Raw genomic sequence first — 23,654 nt, 5'->3', positions numbered from 1 at the left:
AACCCGCGAGGAGTGGACGAGATGGCGCTACCGCCACTGGTGGAGCCGGCAGCCGAGCTCACCAAGGAGGAGGTGGAGCGGTACAGCCGCCACCTCATCATTCCCGACGTCGGGATGGACGGGCAGAAGCGCCTGAAGAACGCGAAGGTGCTGGTCGTCGGGGCGGGCGGCCTCGGCTCGCCCGCCCTGCTGTACCTGGCCGCCGCCGGTGTCGGGACCCTCGGCATCGTCGAGTTCGACGTCGTCGACGAGTCGAACCTGCAGCGTCAGGTCATCCACGGGCAGTCCGACGTGGGCCGCCCGAAGGCCGAGTCGGCCCGCGACTCGATCCGCGAGGTCAACCCCTTCGTCGACGTCCGCCTGCACAACGAGCGCCTCACCAGCGAGAACGTGCTGGACGTCTTCCGGGACTACGACCTGATCCTGGACGGCACCGACAACTTCGCCACCCGGTACCTGGTCAACGACGCCGCGGTACTGCTCGGCAAGCCCTACGTCTGGGGCTCGATCTTCCGTTTCGAGGGCCAGGCCTCGGTCTTCTGGGAGGACGCCCCGAACGGGCAGGGCCTGAACTACCGCGACCTCTACCCCGAGCCGCCGCCGCCCGGGATGGTCCCGTCCTGCGCCGAGGGCGGCGTGCTGGGCGTGCTCTGCGCCTCGATCGGCTCGATCATGGTCAACGAGGCGATCAAGCTGCTCACCGGCATCGGTGAGCCGCTGCTCGGCCGCCTGGTGATCTACGACGCGCTGGAGACCACCTGGCGTCAGGTGAAGATCCGCAAGGACCCGGAGACGCCGAAGATCACCGAGCTGATCGACTACGACGCGTTCTGCGGCACCGTGACGCAGGAGGCCCAGGACGCGGCCGCCGGCAGCACGATCACCGTCGGCGAGCTCAAGCAGATGATCGACGCGGGCAAGGACTTCCAGCTCATCGACGTCCGCGAGCCGCACGAGTACGAGATCGTGCGGATCCCGGGCTCGGTCCTGATCCCGAAGGACCGGATCCTGTCCGGCGCCGCGCTCTCGGAGATCGCCCAGGACAAGCCGGTCGTGCTGCACTGCAAGTCCGGCGGCCGGTCCGCCGAGGCCCTCGCCGCGCTGCACAAGGCCGGGTTCCGCGACGCCGTCCACGTCGGCGGCGGGGTGCTGTCCTGGGTCAAGCAGATCGACCCGTCGCAGCCCACCTACTGACCACGGTCCGACCCGCTCCGCACTACACCGACGGCCGCCGTCACCGGTACACCCGGGACGGCGGCCGTCGCGGTTCCCGATGTGGCACAGGGTGACCGCTCATCGATCGCACGCGACCGTCCGAGTGAACATGGCCCGTTCGACCCTGCTGTTCGCCCGTTGGGCGAAACATTCCCGCCGATCGCCGCGACATGGGGATGCACGCGATCGCCAGGATCGGGAGGACGCTCGGTGGACCACTCGTTGCGCACATGCGCCCTACAGGGGTGCGACGCACCGTTGGAGCCCACCGGAGACGTGTCCGGAGACCGCCCACAGCGGCGCTACTGCTCGGCCGCCCACCGGCTGGCGGCCCGCCAGGCCCGCCGGGCCGCGGCGCAGGCGGCGGGGGACCAGCAGCTCGCCGAGACGCTGCCGTGGCTGCGCGAGCCCGAGGCCGTCGAGGTCGACGAGCCCGCGGTGCCCGCCCAGCGGACGGCGACCCGGCTCGTCGCGGCGCGCCCGGCCGCGTCGTCGGGCCCGGACCGCCCCGGACCGTTGCGGGTCCCGCGCAGCCCGCTGCGGCACCGGCGCACGCTGGCCCTGATCGGCGCGACGGCCGTGCTCCTCGGCGGATACGCGCTGGCGACCTCGCCGTCGGTGACCGGGACCCCGGCGCCGCAGGACCGCACCGCCGACCAGTGGGCCGGGCAGGCCCGGATCGCGCTGGCGGCCCTCGACGACAAGCTCGGGACCCTCAACGCGAGCGAACGGACCTGGCAGGCGTCCGCGCACGAGACGGAGCGCACCCCGGTCGCGGTCGCCAAGCTGCAGCAGCAGCGCGACACCCTGCTCCAGCAGCGTGCCGCCCTGCAGTCCCAGCTGCAGGTCTACAGCTCCCGGCAGGACGCCGTGGACGCGCTGGCCGCCGCCGAGCAGCAGCTCGCCGAGATGGACCGGATCGTCGCCGCCCTGCCGCCCGCCACCCGTCGGACCCCCGACCAGATGGCCGCGGCCGCGTCGCTCGAGGAGCAGCGCGACCTGCGTGCCCGCAACCGCGACGCCTGTGCGGAGCGGCTGGCCGCCATCGACGACGGCATCGACCGGGCCCGCACCGCCCCCCTGCCCGGTGACGGCGACGAGACCGAGAAGGTCTCCGACGACGTGCTGGCCCTCGCCCGCGGCGAGGACCCCGCGCCCCCGGAGCCGTCCGGCGTGCGCCGCAACCCCGAGGTCCTGGCCGGTGGCCGGGAGACCGGCGGGGACCGCGAGCGCGCCGACGTCGGTACCGCCGGGCCGCCCGACCCGCGGGGCCCTTTGGACGAGACCCGGCCGCGCGCCGAGGGGCCGGAGGGTGCCTCGGCCCGTGGCCCGGGCAGCGCAGCCGGCCGGGACGCGGGGCCGGGGGAGAAGCTGGGCGGTGCCGTGTCCCGTGCCGCCGACGGCGTCGCCAACCTGGCCGGCGGCGCGCCGAGCCCCGGGGAGGGCGCTGGTTCGGGCGCTGGTTCCGGTGCCGGTTCCGACGCGGGGAAGAAGGCGAACCGGGCCGAGGTCGCACCGGCGTCGTCCGACGGGCCGGTGAAGAAGCTCGGCGACGGCGTCGGCGCCGCCGCACGGGGTGTCGGGGACGCCGCCGAGTCGGTGGGCAAGGGCGTCGACGACGTCGCGAGCGGGCTGACCGGGAAGAATCCCGGCGGCCCCGGGGCCGGCGCCCGCTCCGGCGGCGACTCCGCTTCCGGCTCCTCCGACGATGCCCCCCGCCCGTCCACCCCCGCTCCGCGGGAGGAGCCCGCCGCGCCCGCGGCCGCCTCGCCGGAGACCACCCTGCGCGCGCCCAGCGCGCCCGTGCTCAGCGCGCCCTCGTCGGTCGCGCCGTCGGAGGGGGTCGGCACGGAGCGGTCCGGCTCGGGGGCGCAGGGGGCCGGCGGCTCCGGCGGCTCCGGCGGCATCGTCACCGCCGTGGCCGGGCCCTACGTCGAGTCCGCCCTGGGACCGGAGGCGGCCGCGCCGGTGCTGGCGGAGGCCGACCGGCAGGCGGCCGAGCAGATGGCCGAGCGCACCGGGTCCTCCGGTTCGCGCTCCGGCGGCGGCTCGGAGGGGTCCGGCTCCAGCCAGTCCTCGCGCAGCTCCTCGGGCAGCTCGTCTGGCAGCTCCTCGGACGGTTCCGGCTCGCGGTCGTCCGCCTCGCAGTCCTCCGATCGGGGTTCCGACCAGGGGTCCTCGGGCTCGCGGTCGTCCCGGTCGTCGGACTCGGGCTCGTCGGGGTCGCGGTCGTCGGACTCCGGCTCGTCGGGATCCCGGTCGTCGGACTCCGGGTCCTCGGGGTCGCGGTCGTCGGGCTCGGACTCGGGATCCAGCTCGGACTCGGACTCCGGCTCGGACTCCGGATCGGGTTCCGGCGGCGGCAGCTCCTGGTAGTGGGGTGTCTCCCGTGGCCGGCTCCGTGCGGAGCCGGCCACGCTGGTCGTGCGTGCGGGAGCCCCGATCGGCCCGCCGTTCACCCGATCGGTCGTGGCGCGACGCGCGGTTCGGGCGTGGCGTGACGAACGTGAGCCGGTGGCGCGGGTACCGTCCCCGCTGTGACCGCTGCCCGCACGCTCGCCACCGCGCCGGCCGCGAGCGTCCTGCCCGAGCACGTCCGCACCGCCTTCGGGGTGCGTGAGACGTCCCCCCGTCCCGTCGTGTGGGCGGGCCAGCGGGCCTGGCAGTGCGGGGAGGTGCTGCTGCGGCCGGTGTCCGACCACGTCGTCGCCGCCTGGTCGGCGACGGTCCTGGAGAACCTCGAGGTCGACGGTGTCCGCCTCGCCCGCCCCGTCCGCAGCTCGGACGGCCGGTGGGTCGTGGGCGGCTGGGCCGCGTCCCGGCACGTGCCCGGCGTCCCCGAGCCCCGGCACGACGAGGTCGTCGCCGCCTCGCTGCGCCTGCACGCCGCCACCGCGACCGTGCTGCGCCCGCGCCTGCTCGACGACCGCGACGACCTGTTGTCCCGGTCCGCCGCCGCCGCGTTCGGCGAGCGCCGGCTGGATCTGCACCCCGAGACCGGCGGTCGGCTGTTCGCCGAGCTCGCCGCGCACCGCCGCACGATCCGGCTGACCCCGCAGGTCGTGCACGGCGAGCTGTTCGGAGCCATGCTGTTCGACCCGACGGGGCGGCCCGCGGTACTCGACCTCGTGCCGTTCTGGCGGCCCGCGGAGTGGGCGGCGGCGGTCGTCGTCGTCGACGCGGTGGCCTGGGGCGGCGCCGACGAGGAGCTGGTCGAGCGCTGGTCGGAGCTGCCCGAGTGGCCGCAGTCGCTGCTGCGCGCGGTGCTCTACCGGCTGGCCCTGCACGCCCAGCACCCGGACGCGACGGCCGAGTCGCTGGCCGGGATCGAGCGGGTCGCGAGCCTGGTCAGCCGCCGGCTCTGAGGTGTCCGCTCCCGGCACGCTGCTGCTCACCGGAGCCGCGGGGAACATGGGGACGCTACTGCGTCCCCAGCTGGCCCGCGACGGCCGGACCCTGCGCCTGTTCGACACCGCGGAGCTGCAGGCCGGCCCCGGCGAGCAGGTCCGCACCGGCTCGGTGACCGACCGGGACGCGGTCGCGGCCGCGACCGACGGGGCCGACGCCGTCGTCCATCTCGCCGGGATCAGCGGTGAGGCGGGCTGGGACGACATCCTGGCCGTCAACGTCGAGGGGACCCGCGCCGTGCTCGACGCGGCGGTCGCCGCGGGGGTGCGGACCGTCGTGCTCGCGTCCAGCAACCACGCCGTGGGCTTCCGCACCCGCGACGACGGCGTCCCGCTGGCGGCGACCGTCGGGCACGCCCCGGACACCTACTACGGCTGGTCCAAGCACGCGATGGAGGGGCTGGGCAGGCTCTACCACGAGCGGTTCGGCCTGACCGTGGTCTCCGCGCGGATCGGCAGCTGCTTCCCGCGGCCGTCGAACGCCCGGATGCTCGCGACCTGGCTGTCCCCGGACGACGCCGCCCGCCTGGTCGAGGCGGCGGTCGACCCGAGCACCCGAGGGCACCACGTCGTGTGGGGAGTGTCGGCCAACACCCGTCGCTGGTGGTCGCTCGAGGAGGGCGCCGCGATCGGCTACCACCCGCGCGACGACGCCGAGGTCCACGCCGCGGACCTGCTCGACGGCCCCCCGCCGGACCCGGCCGACCCGGTGCACCACCGGGTGGGCGGCGCGTTCTGCGACGCCCCGCTCGGCGTCCCGATGCGCTGAGGCGGCTCACAGCCGTCGCGGCTCCCGTGTGAGATAAGCGTTTCGGGGGTGTCACGTGGGGCCACCCGTCGGAAACTGGGGCTCCCTAGCGTCGTCGACGACGTGACCGCCGGCGATCAGGAGACCGATCCGTGACCACCACCTCCACCCCGGGGCGCCGCATCGGCGGCCGTTGGATCGACCACTGGGACCCCGAGGACGAGGGGTTCTGGCAGCGGACCGGCTCGGCCATCGCCCGTCGCAACCTCTGGCAGTCGATCTTCTCCGAGCACATCGGCTTCTCGATCTGGACGATCTGGTCGGTCCTCGTGCTGTTCATGGGGCCGGAGTGCGGGTTCACCGCGGCGCAGAAGTTCTTCCTGGTCGCGGTGCCGACGCTGGTCGGGTCGATCCTGCGGCTGCCCTACACCTTCGCCGTCGCCCGCTTCGGCGGCCGCAACTGGACGATCTTCGCGGCGTCGCTGCTGATCGTGCCCACGATCCTGGCGATGGTGGTGCTGGAGCCGGGCGTGTCGTACACGACGCTGCTGGTCGTCGCCGCGGCCGCCGGTGTCGGCGGTGGGAACTTCGCGTCCTCGATGGCGAACATCAACGCGTTCTTCCCGGAGAAGGAGAAGGGCTGGGCGCTGGGCCTCAACGCGGGCGGCGGAAACCTCGGCGTGCCGGTCGCGCAGCTGCTCGGCCTGCTCGTCATCGCCACCCTCGGTGCGGGCTACCCGCGGGTGCTGCTCGCGATCTACCTGCCGTTCATCGTCATCTCGGCGTTCCTCGCCTGGAAGCGGATGGACAACATCGCCGCGATGTCCAACGACACCGGCGCCTTCACCGAGGCCTGCCGCGACCGCCAGACCTGGATCATGTCGTTCCTCTACATCGGGACGTTCGGGTCGTTCATCGGCTACTCGTTCGCCTTCGGCCTGGTCCTGCAGAACCAGTTCGACCGGACCCCGCTGCAGGCCGCCGCGGTCACCTTCATCGGCCCGCTCATCGGGTCGCTGACCCGGCCCTACGGCGGCAAGCTCGCCGACCGGTTCGGCGGCGCCGTGGTCACCCTGTGGAACTTCGTCGGCATGGCCGTCGCCACCCTGGTGATCATCTTCGCCTCGGGGATCGAGTCGCTGACGCTGTTCACCATCGGCTTCATCGCCCTGTTCACGCTGTCCGGTGTCGGCAACGGGTCGACCTACAAGATGATCCCGGCGATCTTCACCGGCCGGGCCCGCGTCGCGATCGCCGGGGGCGCGGACCGGGAGACCTCCTTCAACACCGCGCGACGGCTGTCCGGCGCTGTCATCGGCATCGCCGGCGCGGTCGGCGCTCTGGGCGGGCTGTTCATCAGCCTCGCCTTCCGTCAGTCGTTCATGACGGTCCAGTCCGGCACGCCCGCGTTCTGGAGCTTCCTGGTCTTCTACGTCCTGTGCATCGGCGTCACCTGGGCCGTCTACCTGCGGCCGCGCCCGGCCCTGGTCGGGAGCACCGACGCCGCCGCGATGGCCCGGGTCTGAACCGTGGGTCCGGACGACCGGACCGCCACCCACTGCCCGTACTGCGCCCTGCAGTGCGGGCAGTGGGTCGGCCCGTCCGGCGAGGTCGACGCCCGTGAGTTCCCGACCAACGCCGGGGGCATGTGCCAGAAGGGCTGGACCTCCGGCGCTCTGCTCACCCATCCGCAACGCCTGACGTCGCCGCTGGTCAGAGCCTCGCGCGACACCGGTTTCGTCGAGACCGGCTGGGACGACGCCCTGGCCGGCGTCGCCGCGAGGCTCGCCGCGCTGCGTGCCGAGCACGGGCTGGACTCGGTCGCGGTGTTCGGCGCGGGCGGGCTGACCAACGAGAAGGCCTACCTGCTCGGCAAGTTCGCCCGGGTCGCGCTGGGCACCAGTCAGATCGACTACAACGGCCGGTTCTGCATGTCCTCGGCCGCCGCCGCGGGCAACCGGGCCTTCGGCGTCGACCGTGGGCTGCCGTTCCCGGTCACCGACCTCGACGACGCCGAGCTGGTCGTCCTCGCCGGGGCGAACGTCGCCGAGACCATGCCGCCGCTGATGTCGCACCTGACCGCGGCGCGACTGGTCGTCGTCGACCCGCGGCGCACCCCGACCGCGGAGCGCGCGCTCGCCTCCGGGGGGCTGCACCTGGCGCCGCGCCCGGGCACCGATCTGGTCCTGGCGCTGGGGATGCTGCACGCCGCTGTCGTCGACGGACACCTCGATCTGTCCTACGTGGACGAACGCACGACCGGCTTCGACGACGTCTGGGCGATCGCCTCGCAGTGGTGGCCCGAGCGCGCGGAGCGGGTCTGCGGGGTCGCCGCCGCCGACATGCGCACCGTCGTGCGGTGGCTCGCGGAGTCCACCCGGCGCTACGTGCTCACCGCGCGTGGTGCCGAGCAGCACGCGCACGGCGTCGACACCGTCGCGGCGTGGATCAACCTGTCGCTGGCGCTCGGCCTGCCCGGCCGCCCCGGCTCCGGGTTCGGGACGATCACCGGGCAGGGCAACGGCCAGGGCGGGCGCGAGCACGGCCAGAAGTCCGACCAGCTGCCCGGCTACCGGCACATCACCGACCCGGCCGCCCGCGCGCACGTCGCACGGGTGTGGGGGGTGCCGGAGACCTCGATCCCCGGGCCCGGCCGCAGCGCCGTCGAGCTCCTCGACGCCCTCGGCCGCCCCGGCGGTCCGCGTGCGCTGCTGGTGTTCGGCTCGAACGTGCTCGTCTCCGCGCCCGACGCCCGCGCCGTCGCCGAGCGGCTCGACGCGCTGGACCTGCTCGTCGTCGCCGACGTGCTGCCCGGTGAGACCGCGATGCGCGCCGACGTCCTGCTCCCGGTCGCCCAGTGGGCCGAGGAGGAGGGGACCATGACCAACCTGGAGGGACGGGTGCTGCGTCGCCGTCGCGCGCTCGCCCCGCCGCCCGGGGTGCGCACCGACCTGGAGGTGATCGCGGGGCTGGCCGCGGCGCTCGACGCGCCGGGGGAGTTCCCCGCCGACCCGCGGGCCGTGTTCGACGAGCTGCGGCGCGCCTCGGCCGGTGGGATCGCCGACTACGCGGGCGTGTCCTACGACCGGCTCGACGCGGGCGAGGCGCTGCACTGGCCGGTCCCCGCCGACGACCATCCCGGCACCCCGCGGCTGTTCACCGAGCGTTTCGGCCACCCCGACGGACGTGCCCGGATGCTGCCGGTCGACCACGTCGAACCGGACGAGGGTGTCGACGAGGGATTCCCGCTGACCGTGACGACCGGCCGGGTGCTGGTGCACTACCAGTCCGGCGCGCAGACCCGCCGGGTTGCCGAGCTGGCGGAGGTGTCGCCGGAGGTGTTCGTGGAGGTGCACCCGGACACCGCCGCCCGGCACGGTCTCGGCGACGGCGACCTGGCCGACGTCGTGTCCCGCCGCGGGACGACGACGGCGCGCGTCCGCTGCGTCGCCACGCTGCGCCCGGACACGGTGTTCCTGCCCTTCCACTTCGGCGGCGTGGGGGCGGCGAACAACGTCACCAACCCGGCCCTGGACCCGGTGAGCCGGATGCCGGAGTTCAAGGTGGCCGCGGTGCGGCTGGAACCCGCCGGGACCGGGCGGGACACCACCGCCGGAGCCGCTGACACCGCCGGAGCCGCTGACGCCGCCGGAGTCGCGACCGACGGCCTGGCCCCGGCGCTCCCGGTGGGCGCCGGGGCCGCCGCCCGAGCGAGCCGGTCCGCGCGCTGATCCGTCGTTCGCGCGCGTCCGGACGCGCGCGGACCGTGGATCATCGCGCGAACAACGGATCATCGCGCGGGCCGTGGAGCACCGCGTCGGCCGGCGCCGGGAATCCGGCGGACACCGTGTCTCGTCAGGGTTACCCTGACGAGCATGCCCGCATCCGAGCACCGCACGACCCTCGACCACGCCCTCGTCGTCGACGTCACCGAGGCCGCCCGGGCCGTCACCGCTGCGGCGGTCGCCGAGCTGGACCGCCGCGCCGACGCCGTCGCGGGGCCCCCGCCGCTGCCCGGCACGCCGGAGTGGGACGCCGAGCAGGGCACCGACGGTCCGGCCCGTCGCGAGACCGCCTGGCAGGTGGCCGCGTTCCGGATCGCCCTGGCCGCCGGCCTCGACCCGCTGCCGCAGCTGGTCGGGCTGCGGCGCCTCGGGACCAGCTGGGAGACGATCGGCCGCGCCGCCGGGATCACCCGCCAATCGGCGCACGAACGCTGGGCGGGCCGCGTCTCCGCCGTCCTCGACCGCTGAGCCCCGTCCGCGTTCGCCCCGCTGCCCCCGCCCACCTCGCGCGGGCTGCCGAGTCCCGCACGGCGGGAGGACCCTGCGGTGGTCGATCCCCTGGTGGCCGCGGCACCCGGCACGGGCTCCGCCGCACCTCGCACGCCCTCGGCCCGCCTCGTCGGTCCCGGCACGGGCGCCGAGGTGGGTGGGTCCCGGCTCACGGTCTGCGCCCGCCGAGAATGAGGACCTCGTAACGCCCGTGCAATGGCGGGCGTTCCCCTCGTAACCCCCCATTCCTACCGTCGATGGCATGAGCAGGCGCGTGGTGGTGATCGGGCACGGCATGGTGGGTGCCCGTTTCGTGGAGGAGGTCCGCCGGCGCGACCCCGACGGCGAGCGGGTGTCGCTCACCGTCCTCGGCGCGGAGTCCCGCCCTGCGTACAACCGGGTGCTGCTGTCCACCGTGCTCGCCGGCGGGCTGCGACCCGCCATGGTCGCGCTCCCCGTCGTCGACGGCGTCGACCTGCACACCGGTGTCGCGGCGACGAAGCTCGACCGGGCCGCGCGCGTCGTCCACGCCGCCGACGGCACCACCCACCCCTACGACGAACTGGTCCTCGCCACCGGCTGCCGGGCCTGGCTCCCGCCGGTCGACGGCCTCGCCGACGCGGGCGACCGCGACGTGCCCACCCGCGGTGTGAGCCTGTTCCGCGATCTCGACGACTGCGAGCGCATCCTCGACGTGGCGGTGCCGGGCGCGCGGATCGCCGTCGTCGGGGGCGGGCTGCTCGGGGTCGAGGCCGCCCGCGGGCTCGCCGGACGCGGCGTCGCCGTCACCCTGGTGCACCCGCGCACCCACCTGATGGAGCGCCAGCTCGACCCGGGCGCCGGAGACGTGCTCGCGACCGCGCTGCGTGGGCTCGGCGTCGACGTCCGCTGCGGCGTCGGGGCCAAGGCCTGGGATCCCGACACCGGCCTGGACTGCGACGACGGCTCCCGGGTCGCCGCGGACCACGTCGTCGTCGCCGCCGGGGTGCGCGCGAACACCGGGCTGGCCGCCGACGCCGGGCTCGCGGTCGACCGCGGGATCCTCGTCGACGACCGCCTCGCCACCGACGACGGCCGGGTGCACGCCGTCGGCGACTGTGCCCAGCACGCCGGTGCCCCGGGCGGGCTCGTGCAGTCCGGTTGGGAGCAGGCCGCCGTCCTCGCCGACCTGCTGACCGGCACCGACCCCGCCGCGCGCTACCGCGGCACCCGCCCGGTCACCCGGCTCAAGGCCCGCGGCATCGACCTCGCCGCCCTCGGCGACCCCACCGCGGGCGAGGAGGAGCTGCGCGTCTCCGACCCACGCCGCGGCCGCTACGGCGTGCTCGCGCTGCGTGACGACCGCGTCGTCGGGGCCGTCCTCATGGGACTCCCCGACGCCGCGGCCATGATCACCGAGCTGTACGACTCCGGCGCCCCGGCCCCCGAGGACCGGCTCGCGCTGCTGCTCGGCCGGGCCTTGCCGGGGGAGGCGTCCTCCGCCACCGACCCCGTCCGGATGCCGGGCACCGCCGTGGTCTGCCGCTGCAACAGCGTCACCAAGAACACCCTGGTCAGCGCCTGGCGCGCGGGCGCCCACGACGTCGACGCGCTCTCGCGGCGCACCCGGGCCGCCACCGGCTGCGGGAGCTGCCGCGACGTCGTCTGCGGGATCCGGGACTGGCTGGCCGACATCGACCCGCCGGAGGTCCAGGTCGCCTGACGCCCCGTCCGCCGGGCACCGAATGTAGTCGTTCCGTTCCGGTGAGTGCCCTGACTGATCTACGATCCCGGGTGGACGGTCACCGGGAGGTACAGCGTGGGCTCGAGCGGACGGGCGTCGGACATCGTGGGGTTCTGGCGGGCCGTCGAGCTGTTCGACGTGCAGAAGGTGCCCGATCCGGTGCAGGAGCAGCCGCGGGTGGTCGTCGACGTCGCCTCGGACGGACTGTTGCCGTGGCAACCCGAGCACCCGGTACAACGACGGCCGATCCGGTCCGACTACGAATGGTGCTACACGGTCTACCTCGGTCTGTACGAGGCCGCCCGAGTGGTGGACCAGCTCTGTTCGGCGTTCGGCCCCGAGTCGCCCTACACCGCCGGCACCCGGGCGCAGGGCGTCACGTCCGCGGTCATCGCTTTCGTCGTCGGCCCGGACGGGGTCATCGGGCCGGATACCCCGGTGCTGTCCAGCGCCGCGTGGGCCACCGGCAGGCTCCGTTCCCCAGGGCCGGGTTCAGCGCAATGGCTCGACGGTCTGGCACGGGAGCAGAGCGCGCTCCGGCGGGCGTTGACCGGGTTGAGCGACCCTCCCGTCGTGTCACCCCCGTCCGCCGTCCCGCCGGCGCGGGACAGCGGGCGAACCGACCGGTCGGTCGTCTCGCGTGCGGGTGCCGCGGTCCGCACACAGGTCACCTCCGCGGCTCGCGATGCGCTCGATGAGGGGGCCAAGTCCGCCGGCACCGGGGTCGACGGGATCGTCACCGCGGCGATGGGGGCGCTCGTGGGACCCGTGGTCGGGACGATCGCGGGTCCTCTGATCGGCACCATCGCCGGAGGAGTGGCCGGGAAGTTCGTGGAGAAGGTGCTCACCGCACGCCGGGCAGCCGGGCCGCGCGGGGACACCGAGCCCGCCGGCGGCTCGGCCGTACCGACGCCCGTCCACCGGGTCACCATGCACGACCTGACCGCGACGGAACTGACCGAGTTCGTGGGGGAACTCTCCGCCGCGCTCGGCATCGCGGACGTCCTGCAGCCGGCCGGGATCCGGGTCGAGTGCTGGCAGCGGCGACGGCGTCCCGACCGCCCGCCGCGGCCGCTGGAGGCGCCCCTGCTCAACAGCATGATCGCCGACGACCTGGACCGGATCGCGGCGTTGCTGCGCGACGGCGGGGCAGGCCGCGCGTTGCGGGACTACCTCACGGCCGACGCCGACATCGATGACGAGCGGCGCCGCGACGTGCAGGACCACCGCGACGAGGTCCTGAAGCTGGTCGGCCCTGAGTGCAAGCCCGCGGGCCGGTGGCCGACGGAGAGCGACCGCCCCCTGGCGATGGCACAGCAGTTCGCCGTCGACGCGATCCATGCCGAGCTGTCCAGCTCGTCAGGGCTGTTCGCGGTCAACGGCCCACCCGGAACGGGCAAGACCACGCTGATCCGCGACCTCATCGCCGCGCTCGTGGTCGACCGGGCGAAGGTCCTCGCCACCCTCGAGCGGCCCTCCGACGGATTCGGCGGCGTGCTGACCTACGACGACGGGGAGAAGCTTCGCGAGATCGATCTGCTGCGGCCCGAGCTGACCGGTTTCGAGGTGGTCGTCGCGACGAACGGCAACGACGCGGCGAAGAACATCACCCACGAGATCCCGGGGGCGAAGGCGGTGGCCGCGGAGTTCGATGCGCGTGACCGGTGCGACTACTTTCCCGAGCTCACCGACGATCTGCTCGAAGGCCCGTCCTGGGGACTCGTCGCCGCGGCGCTGGGCAACCGGAGCAACAACCGTGCCTTCACCAGCAGAGTCCTGCACGGTGATGGAGCGCCCCGCCCCAAGGGAGGCGCACCGGCGCCCCGGCGGGTCGGCCTTCTCAACCGGTTGACGACGGGCTCGGCGTCGGGACCGTCCTGGTCCGAGGCCCGTCGACGGTTCCGGGCGGCATGCGACGAGGTCGCGCGACGTACGGCAGCCCAGACAGCGGTCGCGGCCGCCGTCTCCGCTCTGCCGGAGCTGCGCGACGCGACGACCTCGGCCGAACGGGAGCTGCGAGCCCAGGGTGAGATCGTCGCGGCGCGCCGCGGGGAGGAACGGACGGCGGCCGACCGGGCATCCCGGCTGCGAGCCCGGCTCGACGACGCCACGGCCGATCTCGATCGTCACGTCGCGGGCAAGCCTGGTTTCTGGGACTCTCTGTTCAGCATGTGGGCGGTCCGACGCAGCTGGTACGCCGACGGCGTCGAGCTGCGTGGACGGCAGCGGACCGCGCGAGAGCAGTGGGAAGCCGCGGAGACCGAGCTCGACGCGGCCCGGGCCGCGACCGCGCAGGCCGAAGAGCAGCTGACCGGGCTCGACCGGAAGCACGCGACGATGCGGGGCGATCTCGCGCGCGCCGAGGAGATCGTGCGTACGGCGCCGACGCTGCCACCCGTCGCCGACGCCGACGACGCGGATTTCGAGCTGACCGCCCCCTGGGCGGATCCGGAGCTGGACCGGGCGCGGTCGGAGCTGTTCCTCGCGGCGCTGACCCTGCACAAGGCATTCGTCCTGGGTGCGCCGACCCGGTTCCGGCGCATGCTCATCACCGCCGGCCGGGTACTCGCGGGTCCGGGCGGGATGCCACCCGCAGCGGTTCTTGCGGCGTGGCAAGGCCTGTTCCTCACCGTCCCCGTCGTCTCCACGACCTTCGCGTCGTTGCCGCGCCTGTTCGATCGCGTCGAGGTCGATGCGCTCGGCTGGCTGGTGGTCGACGAGGCCGGCCAGGCGACCGCGCAGTCGGTGGTCGGGGGGCTGTCACGCTGTCGGCGCGCGGTGATCATCGGCGATCCGATGCAGCTGGAACCGATCGTGACCACTCCCCGTCCGGCTCAACGTGCTCTGGCCCGCCACTTCGCCGTCGACGAGCAGTGGCTCCCCGATGCGCGCTCCGCGCAGACCGCCGCCGACCGGCTCAACCGGTTCGGCCGGCGGGTGCCCCCGCGCGACCCGACGGCAGCCCGGGCGACCGACGACTGGATCGGCGCCCCGCTACGCGGGCCGATGTTCGACATCGCCAACACGATCGCCTATGGCCACACCCCGATGGTGTTCGGCACCCCGCAACGGATCGGCGAGTTCCCCTTGCCGAGCGTGTGGTTCGACGTCCGCGGCCAGGCGCGGGGACATGTCGTCGAGGAGGAGATCGAGATGCTCGCCGATGTGGTCACGAAGCTCCGGAGGGAGCTGCCGGTCTCCGGAATCCGCGTCGTCACGCCGTTCACTGACGTCCGGTGGGCTGCAGCCGGTCGGCTCCGCCGTGACGCGAAGCGGCTGAAGGAGCCGACGGAGGACGATCTGGTGAAGGTCGGCACCCTCCACTCGGTGCAGGGTATCGAGGCCGAAGCCGTGGTCCTCGTGCTCGGCGGCGGCTCCGATGGCGCCCGCAGGTGGGTCACCTCGGCGCCGAACCTGGTCAACGTCGCCGTGACCCGGGCGCAGCGTTGCTTCTGTGTCATCGGGGACCGCCAGGCCTGGTCGGCGATGCCCTACCTGTCGACAGCCGCTGAGCACCTCGGCGTCCGCTGATGACGAGCCCGCATCTCACACCGGGACGCCACCCGGAATGAGGACCTCGTAACGGCGCTGCAATCGCGCACAGTCCCCGTGTAATCCCGCGTTCCTACCGTCGTTCCCGAGCGATCGTGACGGAGGAGATGCACATGAGCCGCCACCTGGTGGTCGTCGGGAACGGCATGGTCGGCCACCGCCTGGTCGCCGCCGTCCGGGACCGTGACACCGCGGGGGACTGGGAGATCACCGTCCTCGGCGAGGAGACCCGCCGCGCCTACGACCGGGTCGCCCTGTCCTCCTACGTGGACGGCAAGTCGGAGGAGGAGCTGCGCCTCGACGACGACGACCTGCGCAGCGATCCGCTCGTCACCTACCACCTCGGCGACGCCGTGGCCTCGATCGACCGCGACGTCCGCCGCGTCACCACCGCGTCCGGCCGCACCCTGGCCTACGACGCGCTGGTGCTCGCCACCGGCTCGTACCCGTTCGTCCCGCCGGTGCCCGGCAAGGATCTGCCCGGCTGCTTCGTCTACCGCACCCTCGACGACCTCGACGCGATCAAGGCGGCCGCCGCGGCGGCAGGCCGACGACCCGGCTCGCAAGGGGCGGCCGTCGGCGATCGTCGTCGGCGGCGGGCTGCTCGGCCTGGAGGCGGCCCGCGCGATGCGGCTGCTCGGGCTGTCGCCGCAGGTCGTCGAGATCGCGCCACGGCTGATGCCGGTCCAGGTCGACGAGGGCGGCGGCGCGCTGCTCAAGCGGCTGGTCACCGCCCAGGGCATCGCCGTGCGGACCGGGGTGTCGCTGTCCGCGGTGTCCGCCGACCGCGGTCGGCTCGTCGGGACGCTCTCCGACGGCGTCGAGCTCGACGCCGACCTCGTCGTCTTCTCCGCGGGCATCCGCGCCTCCGACCAGCTCGCCCGCGACTGCGGCCTGCCGGTCGGCGAACGCGGCGGGGTCTGGGTCGACGACCGCTGCCGCACCTCCGACGACGCCGTGTGGGCGATCGGCGAGTGCGCCGCCCTGGAGGGCCGCACCTACGGCCTGGTCGCGCCCGGCTACGCGATGGCCGAGGTCGTCGCGGACCGGCTGCTCGGCGGGCAGGCCCGGATGACGCCCGAGGAGCTGGACATGTCCACCCAGCTCAAGCTGCTCGGCGTCGACGTCGCGAGCTTCGGCGACGCGCACGCCACGACCGAGGGCGCGCTGGAGATCGTCGTCAACGACCCGGTCGAGGGCACCTACTCCAAGCTGGTCGTGTCCGACGACGCGTCCACGCTGCTCGGCGGGGTCCTGGTCGGCGACGCCTCGCGCTACGGCTCGCTGCGCCCGCTGGTCGGGTCCCGGCTGCCGGACGACCCGGTCACCCTCATCTCGAAGGGCGGGGCCGAGCCCGACGCGTCGCCGCTGCCCGACTCCGCGCAGATCTGCTCGTGCAACGCCGTCACCAAGGGCACTCTGTGTGCGGCGATCGCCGACGGCGCGCACACCGTGCCGGAGCTGAAGGCGTGCACCCGCGCGGGCACCACCTGCGGCTCGTGCGTCCCGGCGCTGGCCCGGATCCTGGAGCAGCAGGGTGTCGAGGTCTCGAAGGCCCTGTGCGAGCACTTCGACCACTCCCGCGCGGAGCTGTTCGAGATCGTCGCCGGGGCCGGCATCCGGTCGTTCTCCGACCTGGTCGCCCGCTTCGGCCGCGGCTCGGGCTGCGACATCTGCAAGCCGGTGGTCGGGTCCATCCTCGCGTCGCTCTACAACGAGCACGTCCTCGACGGTGAGCGCGCGACGCTGCAGGACACCAACGACCACTTCCTCGCCAACATGCAGCGCAACGGCACCTACTCGGTGGTCCCGCGGATCGCCGGTGGCGAGGTGACCCCCGAGGGCCTGATCGTGATCGGCGAGGTCGCCCGCGACTTCGGGCTCTACACCAAGATCACCGGCGGGCAGCGGATCGACATGTTCGGCGCCCGCGTCGAGGACCTCCCCGCGATCTGGCGACGCCTGGTCGACGCCGGGTTCGAGTCCGGACACGCCTACGGCAAGTCGCTGCGCACCGTGAAGTCCTGCGTCGGCACGACGTGGTGCCGCTACGGCGTGCAGGACTCGGTGGGCCTCGCCGTCGAGCTGGAGCTGCGCTACCGCGGGCTGCGCAGCCCGCACAAGCTCAAGTCCGGCGTCTCCGGCTGTGCGCGCGAGTGCGCCGAGGCCCGCTCCAAGGACTTCGGCGTGATCGCCACCGAGCACGGCTGGAACCTCTACGTCGGCGGCAACGGCGGCTTCACCCCGCGTCACGCCGAGCTGCTCGTCTCCGACGTCGACACCGAGACGCTCGTGCGCACCATCGACCGGTTCCTGATGTTCTACGTCCGCACCGCCGAGCGGCTGCAGCGCACCGCGCCGTGGATCGAGGCGATGGAGGGCGGGCTGGACCACCTGCGCGCGGTGATCGTCGACGACTCGCTCGGCATCTGTGCCGAGCTCGACGCCGCGATGGCCCGCCACGTCGACTCCTACGCCGACGAGTGGGCCGGCGTCCTGGCCGACCCGCAGAAGCTGGAGCGGTTCGTGTCCTTCGTCAACGCGCCCGACACCCCCGACCCCACCGTCCGCTTCGTCGAGGAGCGGGGACAGAACGTCCCCGCCCCCGGCCGTCCCGACGAGCCCGTCCTGATCGGCCTCCCGGAGGTGTCCTCCCGATGAGCACCCAGCTCGACGCGTCCACCAGCACCAGCACCACCACCGCCACCAGCACCGGAGCGACCACGACCGCCGCGCCCGCCCCGGCCGGGACCGAGCCCACCGGCTGGCTCACGGTCTGCCCGGTCGAGCGGCTGCAGCCCGGCCGGGGGGTCGCCGCACTCGTCGGCGACACCCAGGTCGCGTTGTTCCGTCTCGCCGACGGCTCGGTGTACGCACTGGGCAACATCGACCCGTTCACCGGGGCCGCGGTCGTCTCCCGCGGCATCGTCGGCGACCGCGGCGGCGAGCCGACCGTCGCCTCGCCGCTGTACAAGCAGGTCTTCGCCCTGCGCGACGGCCGCTGCCTGGCGGGTGCCGACGAGGGCGACGCTGTGAGCCTGCCCGCGTTCGTGGTCCGGGTGATGGGCGAGGAGCTGCAGGTCGGGCTACGGTGAACGCCCCTTCCCGTACCGTCGTGCCCACCACCACCCGCGACGCTCCCGGCCATCTCCGCGCGTCCTCAGCGCCGGCCGGCCGGGACATCGGAGGAACGGAGAACCGGTGACCCGATCCGCCGCACGAGACGTCGCCGCCGCGCCCGACGCGGCGGCGGTGCCACCGCTGGCCGGGTTCACCGTCGGGATCACCGCGGCCCGGCGCGCCGAGGAGCTGGCCACGATGCTGGAGCGCCGCGGCGCCACCGTCCAGCACGGGCCCGCGCTGCGCATCGTGGCCCTCGCCGACGACGCCGACCTGGAGAGCCGCACCCGCGAGCTCGTCGCGGCACCACCGGACATCACCGTCGCGACCACCGGGATCGGCTACCGCGGCTGGATCGAGGCCGCCGACGGCTGGGGGCTGGGCGAGGAGCTGCTCGCCGCGCTCGGCCGGTCGGAGATGCTGGCCCGCGGGCCCAAGGCGCGCGGCGCGATCCGCGCGTCGGGCCTGGTCGACGCCTGGTCCCCGGAGTCGGAGTCCACCGCCGAGGTGCTGGAGCACCTGCTCGACCGCGGCGTCGAGGGGACCCGGATCGCTGTGCAGCTGCACGGCGAGCCGCTGCCCGACGTCGTCGACGCGCTGGAGATGGCGGGCGCCGAGGTCGTGACGGTGCCGGTCTACCGGTGGGCGCCGCCGCTGGACCTCGCCCCGCTGGACCGGCTGATCGACACCACCCTGGCCGGCGGGATCGACGTCCTGGCGTTCACCAGCGCCCCCGCCGCGGCCGGGATCCTCGCCCGTGCCGGGGAGCGGGGTCTGCGCGAGGAGCTCCTCACCGCGCTGCGCGGCCCCGTGCTGGCGCTGTGCGTCGGCCCGGTCACCGCGGCGCCGCTGGAGGCGCTCGACGTGCCGACCGTGCAGCCGCAGCGTTCCCGGCTCGGCGCGATGGTGCGGACCTGCGAGTCCGTCGCCCCGGCCCGTGCCCGCAGGCTCCCGGTCGGCGGCCACCAGCTGGAGCTGCGCGGACACGCGGTGCTCGTCGACGGCAGGTTCTGCCCGCTCCCGCCGACGCCGATGGCGCTGCTGCGGCTGCTCGCCAGGCGGCCCGGCCGGGTCGTGTCCCGTGCCGAGCTGCTCGCCGCGCAGCCCGGTGGTGCGGGCGACGAGCACGCCGTCGAGAACGCCATCGCCCGGCTCCGCGCCGCACTCGGTGTCCCCGGCCTGGTGCAGACCGTGGTGCGCCGCGGCTACCGGCTCGCACTGGAACCCGAGCACGGCGCGCACTGCGCCGAGGACCCGGAGGTGACCCGGTGACCGGACTCCCGCTGCTGCTCGTCGCGCACGGGTCGCGCTCCGACGCCGCCGACGCGGTGATCCGGTCGCTCGCCGAGGCCGTCGCCGCACGCGGCCCGCAGGTCGAGATCTGCTACGTCGACGTCCGCGGTCCGAAGGTCGTCGACGCCGTGATCGGGCTGCGGGACCGCGGCCACGACGGCGCCGTCGTCGTCCCCGCGTTCCTCGCCGCCGGCTACCACGTGCGCACCGACCTGCCCGCCCAGCTCGCCGAGGCCGGCGCCGACCCGGCCCGGTTCGCGGTGACCCGCTCCATGGGGCCCGACCCGCTGCTCGCCGCAGCGGCCCTGGACCGGCTGCGCACGGCCGGCTACCGCGACGGCGACGCCGTCGTCCTCGCCGCGGCCGGCTCGTCGGACCCGTCCGCGGTCGCCCAGGTGCACGCGAGCGCCGGGATGCTCGCCCGCCGGGTCGGCCGTCCCGTCCCGGTCGGGTTCGCCGCCACCGGCAGCCCGTCGGTGGCCGAGCTGGTCGCCCGGCTGCACGACGCCGGGGAACAGCGGGTCGCGGTCGCGTCCTGGCTGCTGGCACCCGGTGTCTTCCAGACACGGCTGCTCGGCTCGGGCGCCGACGTCGTCGCCGACCCGCTGGGCGTGCACGACGACGTGGTCGCCGCCGTCCTCAAGCGCTACGCCGCCGGGGCCGCCGCGGTGCTCGCCGCCTGACCGTGCCCCGGCCCGACCCGGACCTGGTCGCCCGGCTGCGGGCGGCGGGCTGCGTGTTCGCCGAGGACGAGGCGGCGCTGCTCGCGACCGCGGCCGACGGCCCGGAGCGGGAGGCACTCGTACGGCGTCGTATCGCCGGTGAACCGCTGGAACACGTCCTGGGCCGGGTGGACTTCGACGGGCTGAGGGTGCGGATCACCCCCGGGGTGTTCGTGCCGCGCCGTCGCAGCGAGGCACTGGTGCACGCGGCCGTCGCCGCCCTGCCGGCCCTCGCTCCCGGGCACCGACCGCTGGTGGTCGACCTCTGCTGCGGCTGCGGTGCGCTGGGCCTCGCCGTCGCCCGCCGGGCCGCCGCCGACCGTCACGGCGCCGACCGTCATGTCGCCGACAGTCGCGCCGCCGACTCCCGCGCCGTCGATCTCCACGCGGCCGACGCCGACCCGGTCGCCACCGCCTGTGCCGCGGCGAACCTGGCCGGGATCGGGACGGTGCACACGGGCGACCTGTTCGCCGCGCTCCCCGGCCGGCTGCGGGGCCGGGTCGACGTGCTCGTCGCGAACACCCCCTACGTACCCAGCGGCGCGATCGCGTCGATGCCCCCGGAGGCCCGCGACCACGAGCCCCGCGCCGCGCTCGACGGCGGCGCCGACGGCCTCGGCCCGGCCCGCCGCGTCGCCGCCGGGGCGGGGGAGTGGCTCGCTCCCGGCGGGACGCTGCTCATCGAGACCGGCACCGCACAGGCGCCGGTGCTGGCGGAGGTGTTCACCGCGCACGGGCTCACCGCCCGGATCGGCACCGACGACGACCGCGGCGCGACCTGGGTGCAGGGCCGCGCTCCCCGCTGACCGGGGTGTCTCGGTCGGCGACGACGGGTCACCCGGTGGTGATCACCAGGCGCCCGGGCCCGTCGGCGGTCCAGGCCCGCTCGACGTCGGCCAGCTCCGCGGTCCGGACCGGCACGTCGAGACCCTCGGTGACGACGGCGTCCAGCAGCCGCGGCAGCTCGGCGAACAGCAGCGCCGGGTCGATGCTCCCGCCGCCGCTGCCGGTGACCTCGATCCGGCGGGCGCGCAGGATCGCCGCGTCCAGCTCGACGGTCCGCCCGGCGAGCGAGCCGATCTGCACGTAGCGCACCGCCCGCCCGCCGTGCTGCAGGCTGCCCGAGCGCAGCGCGTCGAACGCCGCGACCGCGACCGGGCCCCACAGGTAGTCGAGGACGACGTCGGGACCGCCGTCGAGCGCGGCCACGAGAGCGGCGGTCGTCGCGGCGGGGTCCTCGCCGATCCGGACGCCGACGACGCGGTCGTCGGCGCAGACCCGCTCCAGCGCGGCGGGGTCGCGCCCGGCCGCGACCACCCGGCCCGCGCCGTGGTGTAGCGCGATCCGCACCGCCAGCGAGCCGGAGGCGCCGGTCGCACCCAGGACCAGGACCGTCCCGCCGGTCGGGACACCGCGGTCGGCCAGCGGCATCCACGACGACATCGCCGGGTTGACCACGGCCGCGGCGAGCTCGGTCGGCAGCGCGTCCGGGACGGGCACGGCCCAGCCGGCCGGGACCAGTGTGCGTTCGGCGATCGTCCCGTACGGGTCCGGGCAGCCACCGGTGTAGACGCGGCGGCCGTCGTCGAACTCGGCGATCCCGTCGACGCCGGCGACGAACGGCAGCCGGTCCCCCGCGGAGTAGTGGCTGCCCGCGGCGACCGAGCGCACCAGCTGGTGCACCCCGGCGGCGAGCATGCGCACCTCGACCGTCCCGGCGACCGGATCGGGATCCGGGAAGTCGGCGTACGCGGGCGGGGTGGTGAACGACGTGACGACAGCGGCCTTCATGGGGCACCTCCGTTGAACATTGTTCAAATCCAGGTGGCCTACACTCCTCTGAACACTGTTCAACGTCAAGGGGGGTCCGGTGGCGCTGCACCGCGAGGCCATCGTCGACGCGGCGTTCGAGCTGCTCGCCGACGGCGGGCTCGACGCGATCACCGCCCGCGCGCTGGCGGCTCGGCTCGGGGTGCGTGCGGGCGCGCTCTACTACCACCTGCCGGACATGGCGGCGCTGCGCGACGAGATGGCGACGCGTGTCGTGCGGCGGGTGCTGCAGCGCGTCGGGGAGGCGGCCGGGTCGGACTGGGCGACACTGTTGCGGACCGCGGCGGCCGGCACCCGGGACACGCTGCGGGGCTACCGGGACGGGGCGATGCTCGTCGCCGGCACCCGCCTGCTCGACGACGAGGCGCTGCGCTCCCTGGAGGTGCCGCTGGCCGCGCTCGTCGCCGCGGGGTTCGCCCCGCTCGACGCCCAGCGCGCGCTGGCCACGGTGAACGCCTACGTCGTCGGGTTCGTGATCGAGGAGCAGGAGCGCCGGGACCCGGTCCGCGGCGCCGCGTACACCGCCGAGCACCGCCGGGCCCGGCTCGACCCGGACGCGCAGCCGCTCAGCCACGCCCTGAGCGACGAGGTCGTCGCACTGCCGGAGGAGGCCTTCACCTGGGGGGTGGAGGCGATCGTCGCCGGGATCGGCGCGCGCCGTGGCGGGTGAGGCCGGTCAGCGCCTGCGGTGCTCACGGGGCAGCCGGCCGTCGACCATCAGGATCCCCTCGGCCCGCAGCCGGGCCGCCTGCTCGGCGGCGAGGTGCGGGGCCGAGCGCCCGTCGGAGCGCAGCACCCGGTGCCACGGCAGGTCGTGGCCGTCCTCGGCGAGGATCCGGCCGACCAGACGCGCCGAGCGGATCCCGGCGAGCTCGGCCACCTCGCCGTAGCTGAGGGTCTGTCCGGGCGGGATCGACCGGACGACCTCGCGCACCCGCTCCAGGATCTCGGAGTCCACGCCTGCAGTCTGACGCTGTCGGTGCCCCGTGGTCTCATCGCCCCATGAGCCGAACAGCCACCGAGCAGGCGTCGCCGCGCCTGGTGCGTGCGGACCCCCGGCCCGCTCCCGCGCGGGAGTGGACCGGTGCCGCCGCGCGGGTGCTCGCGCACGAGCGCGGCGCGCTGCGGGTGCTGGGCGGGCCGGGCACGGGCAAGACGAGCCTGCTGCTCGACGCGGTGGTCCGGCGCATCCGGGCCGGTGAGCCGCCCGGGTCTGTGCTCCTGCTGGTCGGCAGCCGCCGCGCCGCGGAGGAGCTGCGGGGCCGGCTGACGTCGCTGCTCACCGCGGGCGGCGGCGAGCTCGCCGGGGACTTCGGGGTGCGCACCACCCGTGAGCTGCTGGTGCGGACCGTGCACTCCTACGCGTTCGGGGTGCTGCGGCTGCACGCCGCGCGCCACGAGGACCGCCGCGCGCGGCTGCTCGCCTCGGCGGAACAGGACGTGGTGGTCCGCGAGCTGCTCGCCGGGGAGATCGACGGCTGGAACGGCACCGTCCCCGGCTCGGGCTGGCCGGAGCGGCTCGACCCGGCCCTCGGACTGCCCGGGTTCGCCGCGGAGCTGCGGGAGCTGCTGCTGCGGGCGGCCGAGCGCGGGCTGGGCCCGCGGGAGCTGGCCGAGCTGGGGCGCGAGCACGGGCGCGAGGAGTGGGTCGCCGCGGCCCGGTTCTTCCGCACCTACGAGGAGGTCACGTTGCTGCGCGGGGGCGGCCGGGCGGGGCGCCCCGCAGGCCACGGCGCCGGCGCTGGCGCTGACTCGCCGAGCTCGTCGCCG

At 74.9% G+C, this 23,654-nt stretch carries 16 protein-coding genes and 2 pseudogenes; 16 read left to right on the top strand and 2 right to left on the bottom strand.

Translation table 11 applies throughout. The annotated features are described in order from the left end of the window. Positions 1-21: 21 nt before the first annotated feature. The 14 genes and pseudogenes from moeZ (at position 22) to KPL59_RS30945 (ending at position 20,860) form a co-directional block, all read left to right on the top strand. On the top strand, positions 22-1,194 hold the full coding sequence (gene moeZ, locus KPL59_RS31010; protein ID WP_043277550.1) for an adenylyltransferase/sulfurtransferase MoeZ: 1,173 nt from the start codon (positions 22-24) through the stop codon (positions 1,192-1,194). A 297-nt stretch (positions 1,195-1,491) separates the two neighbouring features. Then, complete coding sequence (locus KPL59_RS31005) at positions 1,492-3,591, top strand: hypothetical protein (protein WP_226362944.1); 2,100 nt, start codon at positions 1,492-1,494, stop codon at positions 3,589-3,591. Positions 3,592-3,752: 161 nt separating this feature from the next. After that, positions 3,753-4,580 (top strand): TIGR02569 family protein, encoded by an 828-nt coding sequence (locus KPL59_RS31000; RefSeq protein WP_020623762.1) that lies wholly within the window; start codon positions 3,753-3,755, stop codon positions 4,578-4,580. Position 4,581: 1 nt separating this feature from the next. Continuing rightward, complete coding sequence (locus KPL59_RS30995; RefSeq protein WP_226362943.1) at positions 4,582-5,391, top strand: NAD(P)-dependent oxidoreductase; 810 nt, start codon at positions 4,582-4,584, stop codon at positions 5,389-5,391. Positions 5,392-5,522: 131 nt separating this feature from the next. Continuing rightward, on the top strand, positions 5,523-6,896 hold the full coding sequence (locus tag KPL59_RS30990) for a NarK/NasA family nitrate transporter (RefSeq protein ID WP_226362942.1): 1,374 nt from the start codon (positions 5,523-5,525) through the stop codon (positions 6,894-6,896). Positions 6,897-6,899: 3 nt separating this feature from the next. Continuing rightward, complete coding sequence (locus KPL59_RS30985) at positions 6,900-9,101, top strand: molybdopterin oxidoreductase family protein (protein WP_226362941.1); 2,202 nt, start codon at positions 6,900-6,902, stop codon at positions 9,099-9,101. A gap of 144 nt (positions 9,102-9,245) precedes the next feature. Beyond that, entirely contained in the window at positions 9,246-9,623 is a 378-nt protein-coding gene (locus KPL59_RS30980; protein ID WP_226351370.1) for a hypothetical protein, read from the top strand. Positions 9,624-9,906: 283 nt separating this feature from the next. After that, positions 9,907-11,346, top strand: a complete 1,440-nt coding sequence (locus tag KPL59_RS30975) for an FAD-dependent oxidoreductase (protein WP_226351371.1) — start codon at positions 9,907-9,909, stop codon at positions 11,344-11,346. 96 nt (positions 11,347-11,442) lie between these two features. Further along, positions 11,443-14,898, top strand: a complete 3,456-nt coding sequence (locus KPL59_RS37300) for an AAA domain-containing protein (RefSeq protein WP_226362940.1) — start codon at positions 11,443-11,445, stop codon at positions 14,896-14,898. Between the two features lie 134 nt (positions 14,899-15,032). Then, positions 15,033-17,580 (top strand): annotated as a pseudogene (nirB, locus tag KPL59_RS30965) (nitrite reductase large subunit NirB). After that, positions 17,577-18,014, top strand: coding sequence for a nitrite reductase small subunit NirD (nirD, locus tag KPL59_RS30960; RefSeq protein WP_226351375.1), 438 nt, complete (start codon positions 17,577-17,579; stop codon positions 18,012-18,014). The pseudogene nirB and the gene nirD overlap by 4 nt, the downstream one beginning before the upstream one ends. Before the next feature lie 106 nt (positions 18,015-18,120). Next, a complete protein-coding gene (locus tag KPL59_RS30955; protein ID WP_226351376.1) occupies positions 18,121-19,311 on the top strand; it encodes a uroporphyrinogen-III synthase in 1,191 nt (396 codons plus the stop codon). After that, complete coding sequence (locus KPL59_RS30950; RefSeq protein WP_226362939.1) at positions 19,308-20,015, top strand: sirohydrochlorin chelatase; 708 nt, start codon at positions 19,308-19,310, stop codon at positions 20,013-20,015. Before KPL59_RS30955 ends, KPL59_RS30950 begins: the two co-directional genes overlap by 4 nt. A 2-nt stretch (positions 20,016-20,017) precedes the next feature. Continuing rightward, the gene (locus KPL59_RS30945; RefSeq protein ID WP_226351378.1) at positions 20,018-20,860 is read left to right on the top strand and encodes a putative protein N(5)-glutamine methyltransferase; all 843 of its coding nucleotides are present in this window, start codon (positions 20,018-20,020) and stop codon (positions 20,858-20,860) included. 28 nt (positions 20,861-20,888) lie between these two features. Here KPL59_RS30945 and KPL59_RS30940 read toward each other — a convergent pair whose 3' ends face one another. Next, entirely contained in the window at positions 20,889-21,845 is a 957-nt protein-coding gene (locus tag KPL59_RS30940) for a zinc-binding alcohol dehydrogenase family protein (protein WP_226351379.1), read from the bottom strand. 79 nt (positions 21,846-21,924) lie between these two features. Between KPL59_RS30940 and KPL59_RS30935 the strand changes: the two genes are divergently transcribed. Further along, complete coding sequence (locus KPL59_RS30935) at positions 21,925-22,554, top strand: TetR/AcrR family transcriptional regulator C-terminal domain-containing protein (protein WP_226362938.1); 630 nt, start codon at positions 21,925-21,927, stop codon at positions 22,552-22,554. A gap of 6 nt (positions 22,555-22,560) precedes the next feature. Here KPL59_RS30935 and KPL59_RS30930 read toward each other — a convergent pair whose 3' ends face one another. Then, on the bottom strand, positions 22,561-22,842 hold the full coding sequence (locus KPL59_RS30930; RefSeq protein ID WP_020622958.1) for an MGMT family protein: 282 nt from the start codon (positions 22,840-22,842) through the stop codon (positions 22,561-22,563). Between the two features lie 44 nt (positions 22,843-22,886). Here KPL59_RS30930 and KPL59_RS37890 point away from each other — a divergent pair. Beyond that, a pseudogene (locus KPL59_RS37890) lies at positions 22,887-23,558 on the top strand (UvrD-helicase domain-containing protein); the annotation flags it as partial. Between the last annotated feature and the right edge of the window lie 96 nt (positions 23,559-23,654).

The sequence above is a fragment of the Pseudonocardia sp. ICBG1142 genome, from assembly GCF_020496255.1.
Lineage (GTDB): Bacteria > Actinomycetota > Actinomycetes > Mycobacteriales > Pseudonocardiaceae > Pseudonocardia.
The sequence above is the reverse complement of the archived record's forward strand: the minus strand, read 5'-3'. Positions and strand labels throughout refer to the sequence as shown.

Bases quoted from the DNA above. Each gene is read 5' to 3' on its own strand.
- KPL59_RS30940 (WP_226351379.1), bottom strand. From the start codon at position 21,845: ATGAAGGCCGCTGTCGTCACGTCGTTCACCACCCCGCCCGCGTACGCC.
- KPL59_RS30980 (WP_226351370.1), top strand. From the start codon at position 9,246: ATGCCCGCATCCGAGCACCGCACGACCCTCGACCACGCCCTCGTCGTC.
- nirD (WP_226351375.1), top strand. From the start codon at position 17,577: ATGAGCACCCAGCTCGACGCGTCCACCAGCACCAGCACCACCACCGCC.
- KPL59_RS30975 (WP_226351371.1), top strand. From the start codon at position 9,907: ATGAGCAGGCGCGTGGTGGTGATCGGGCACGGCATGGTGGGTGCCCGT.
- moeZ (WP_043277550.1), top strand. From the start codon at position 22: ATGGCGCTACCGCCACTGGTGGAGCCGGCAGCCGAGCTCACCAAGGAG.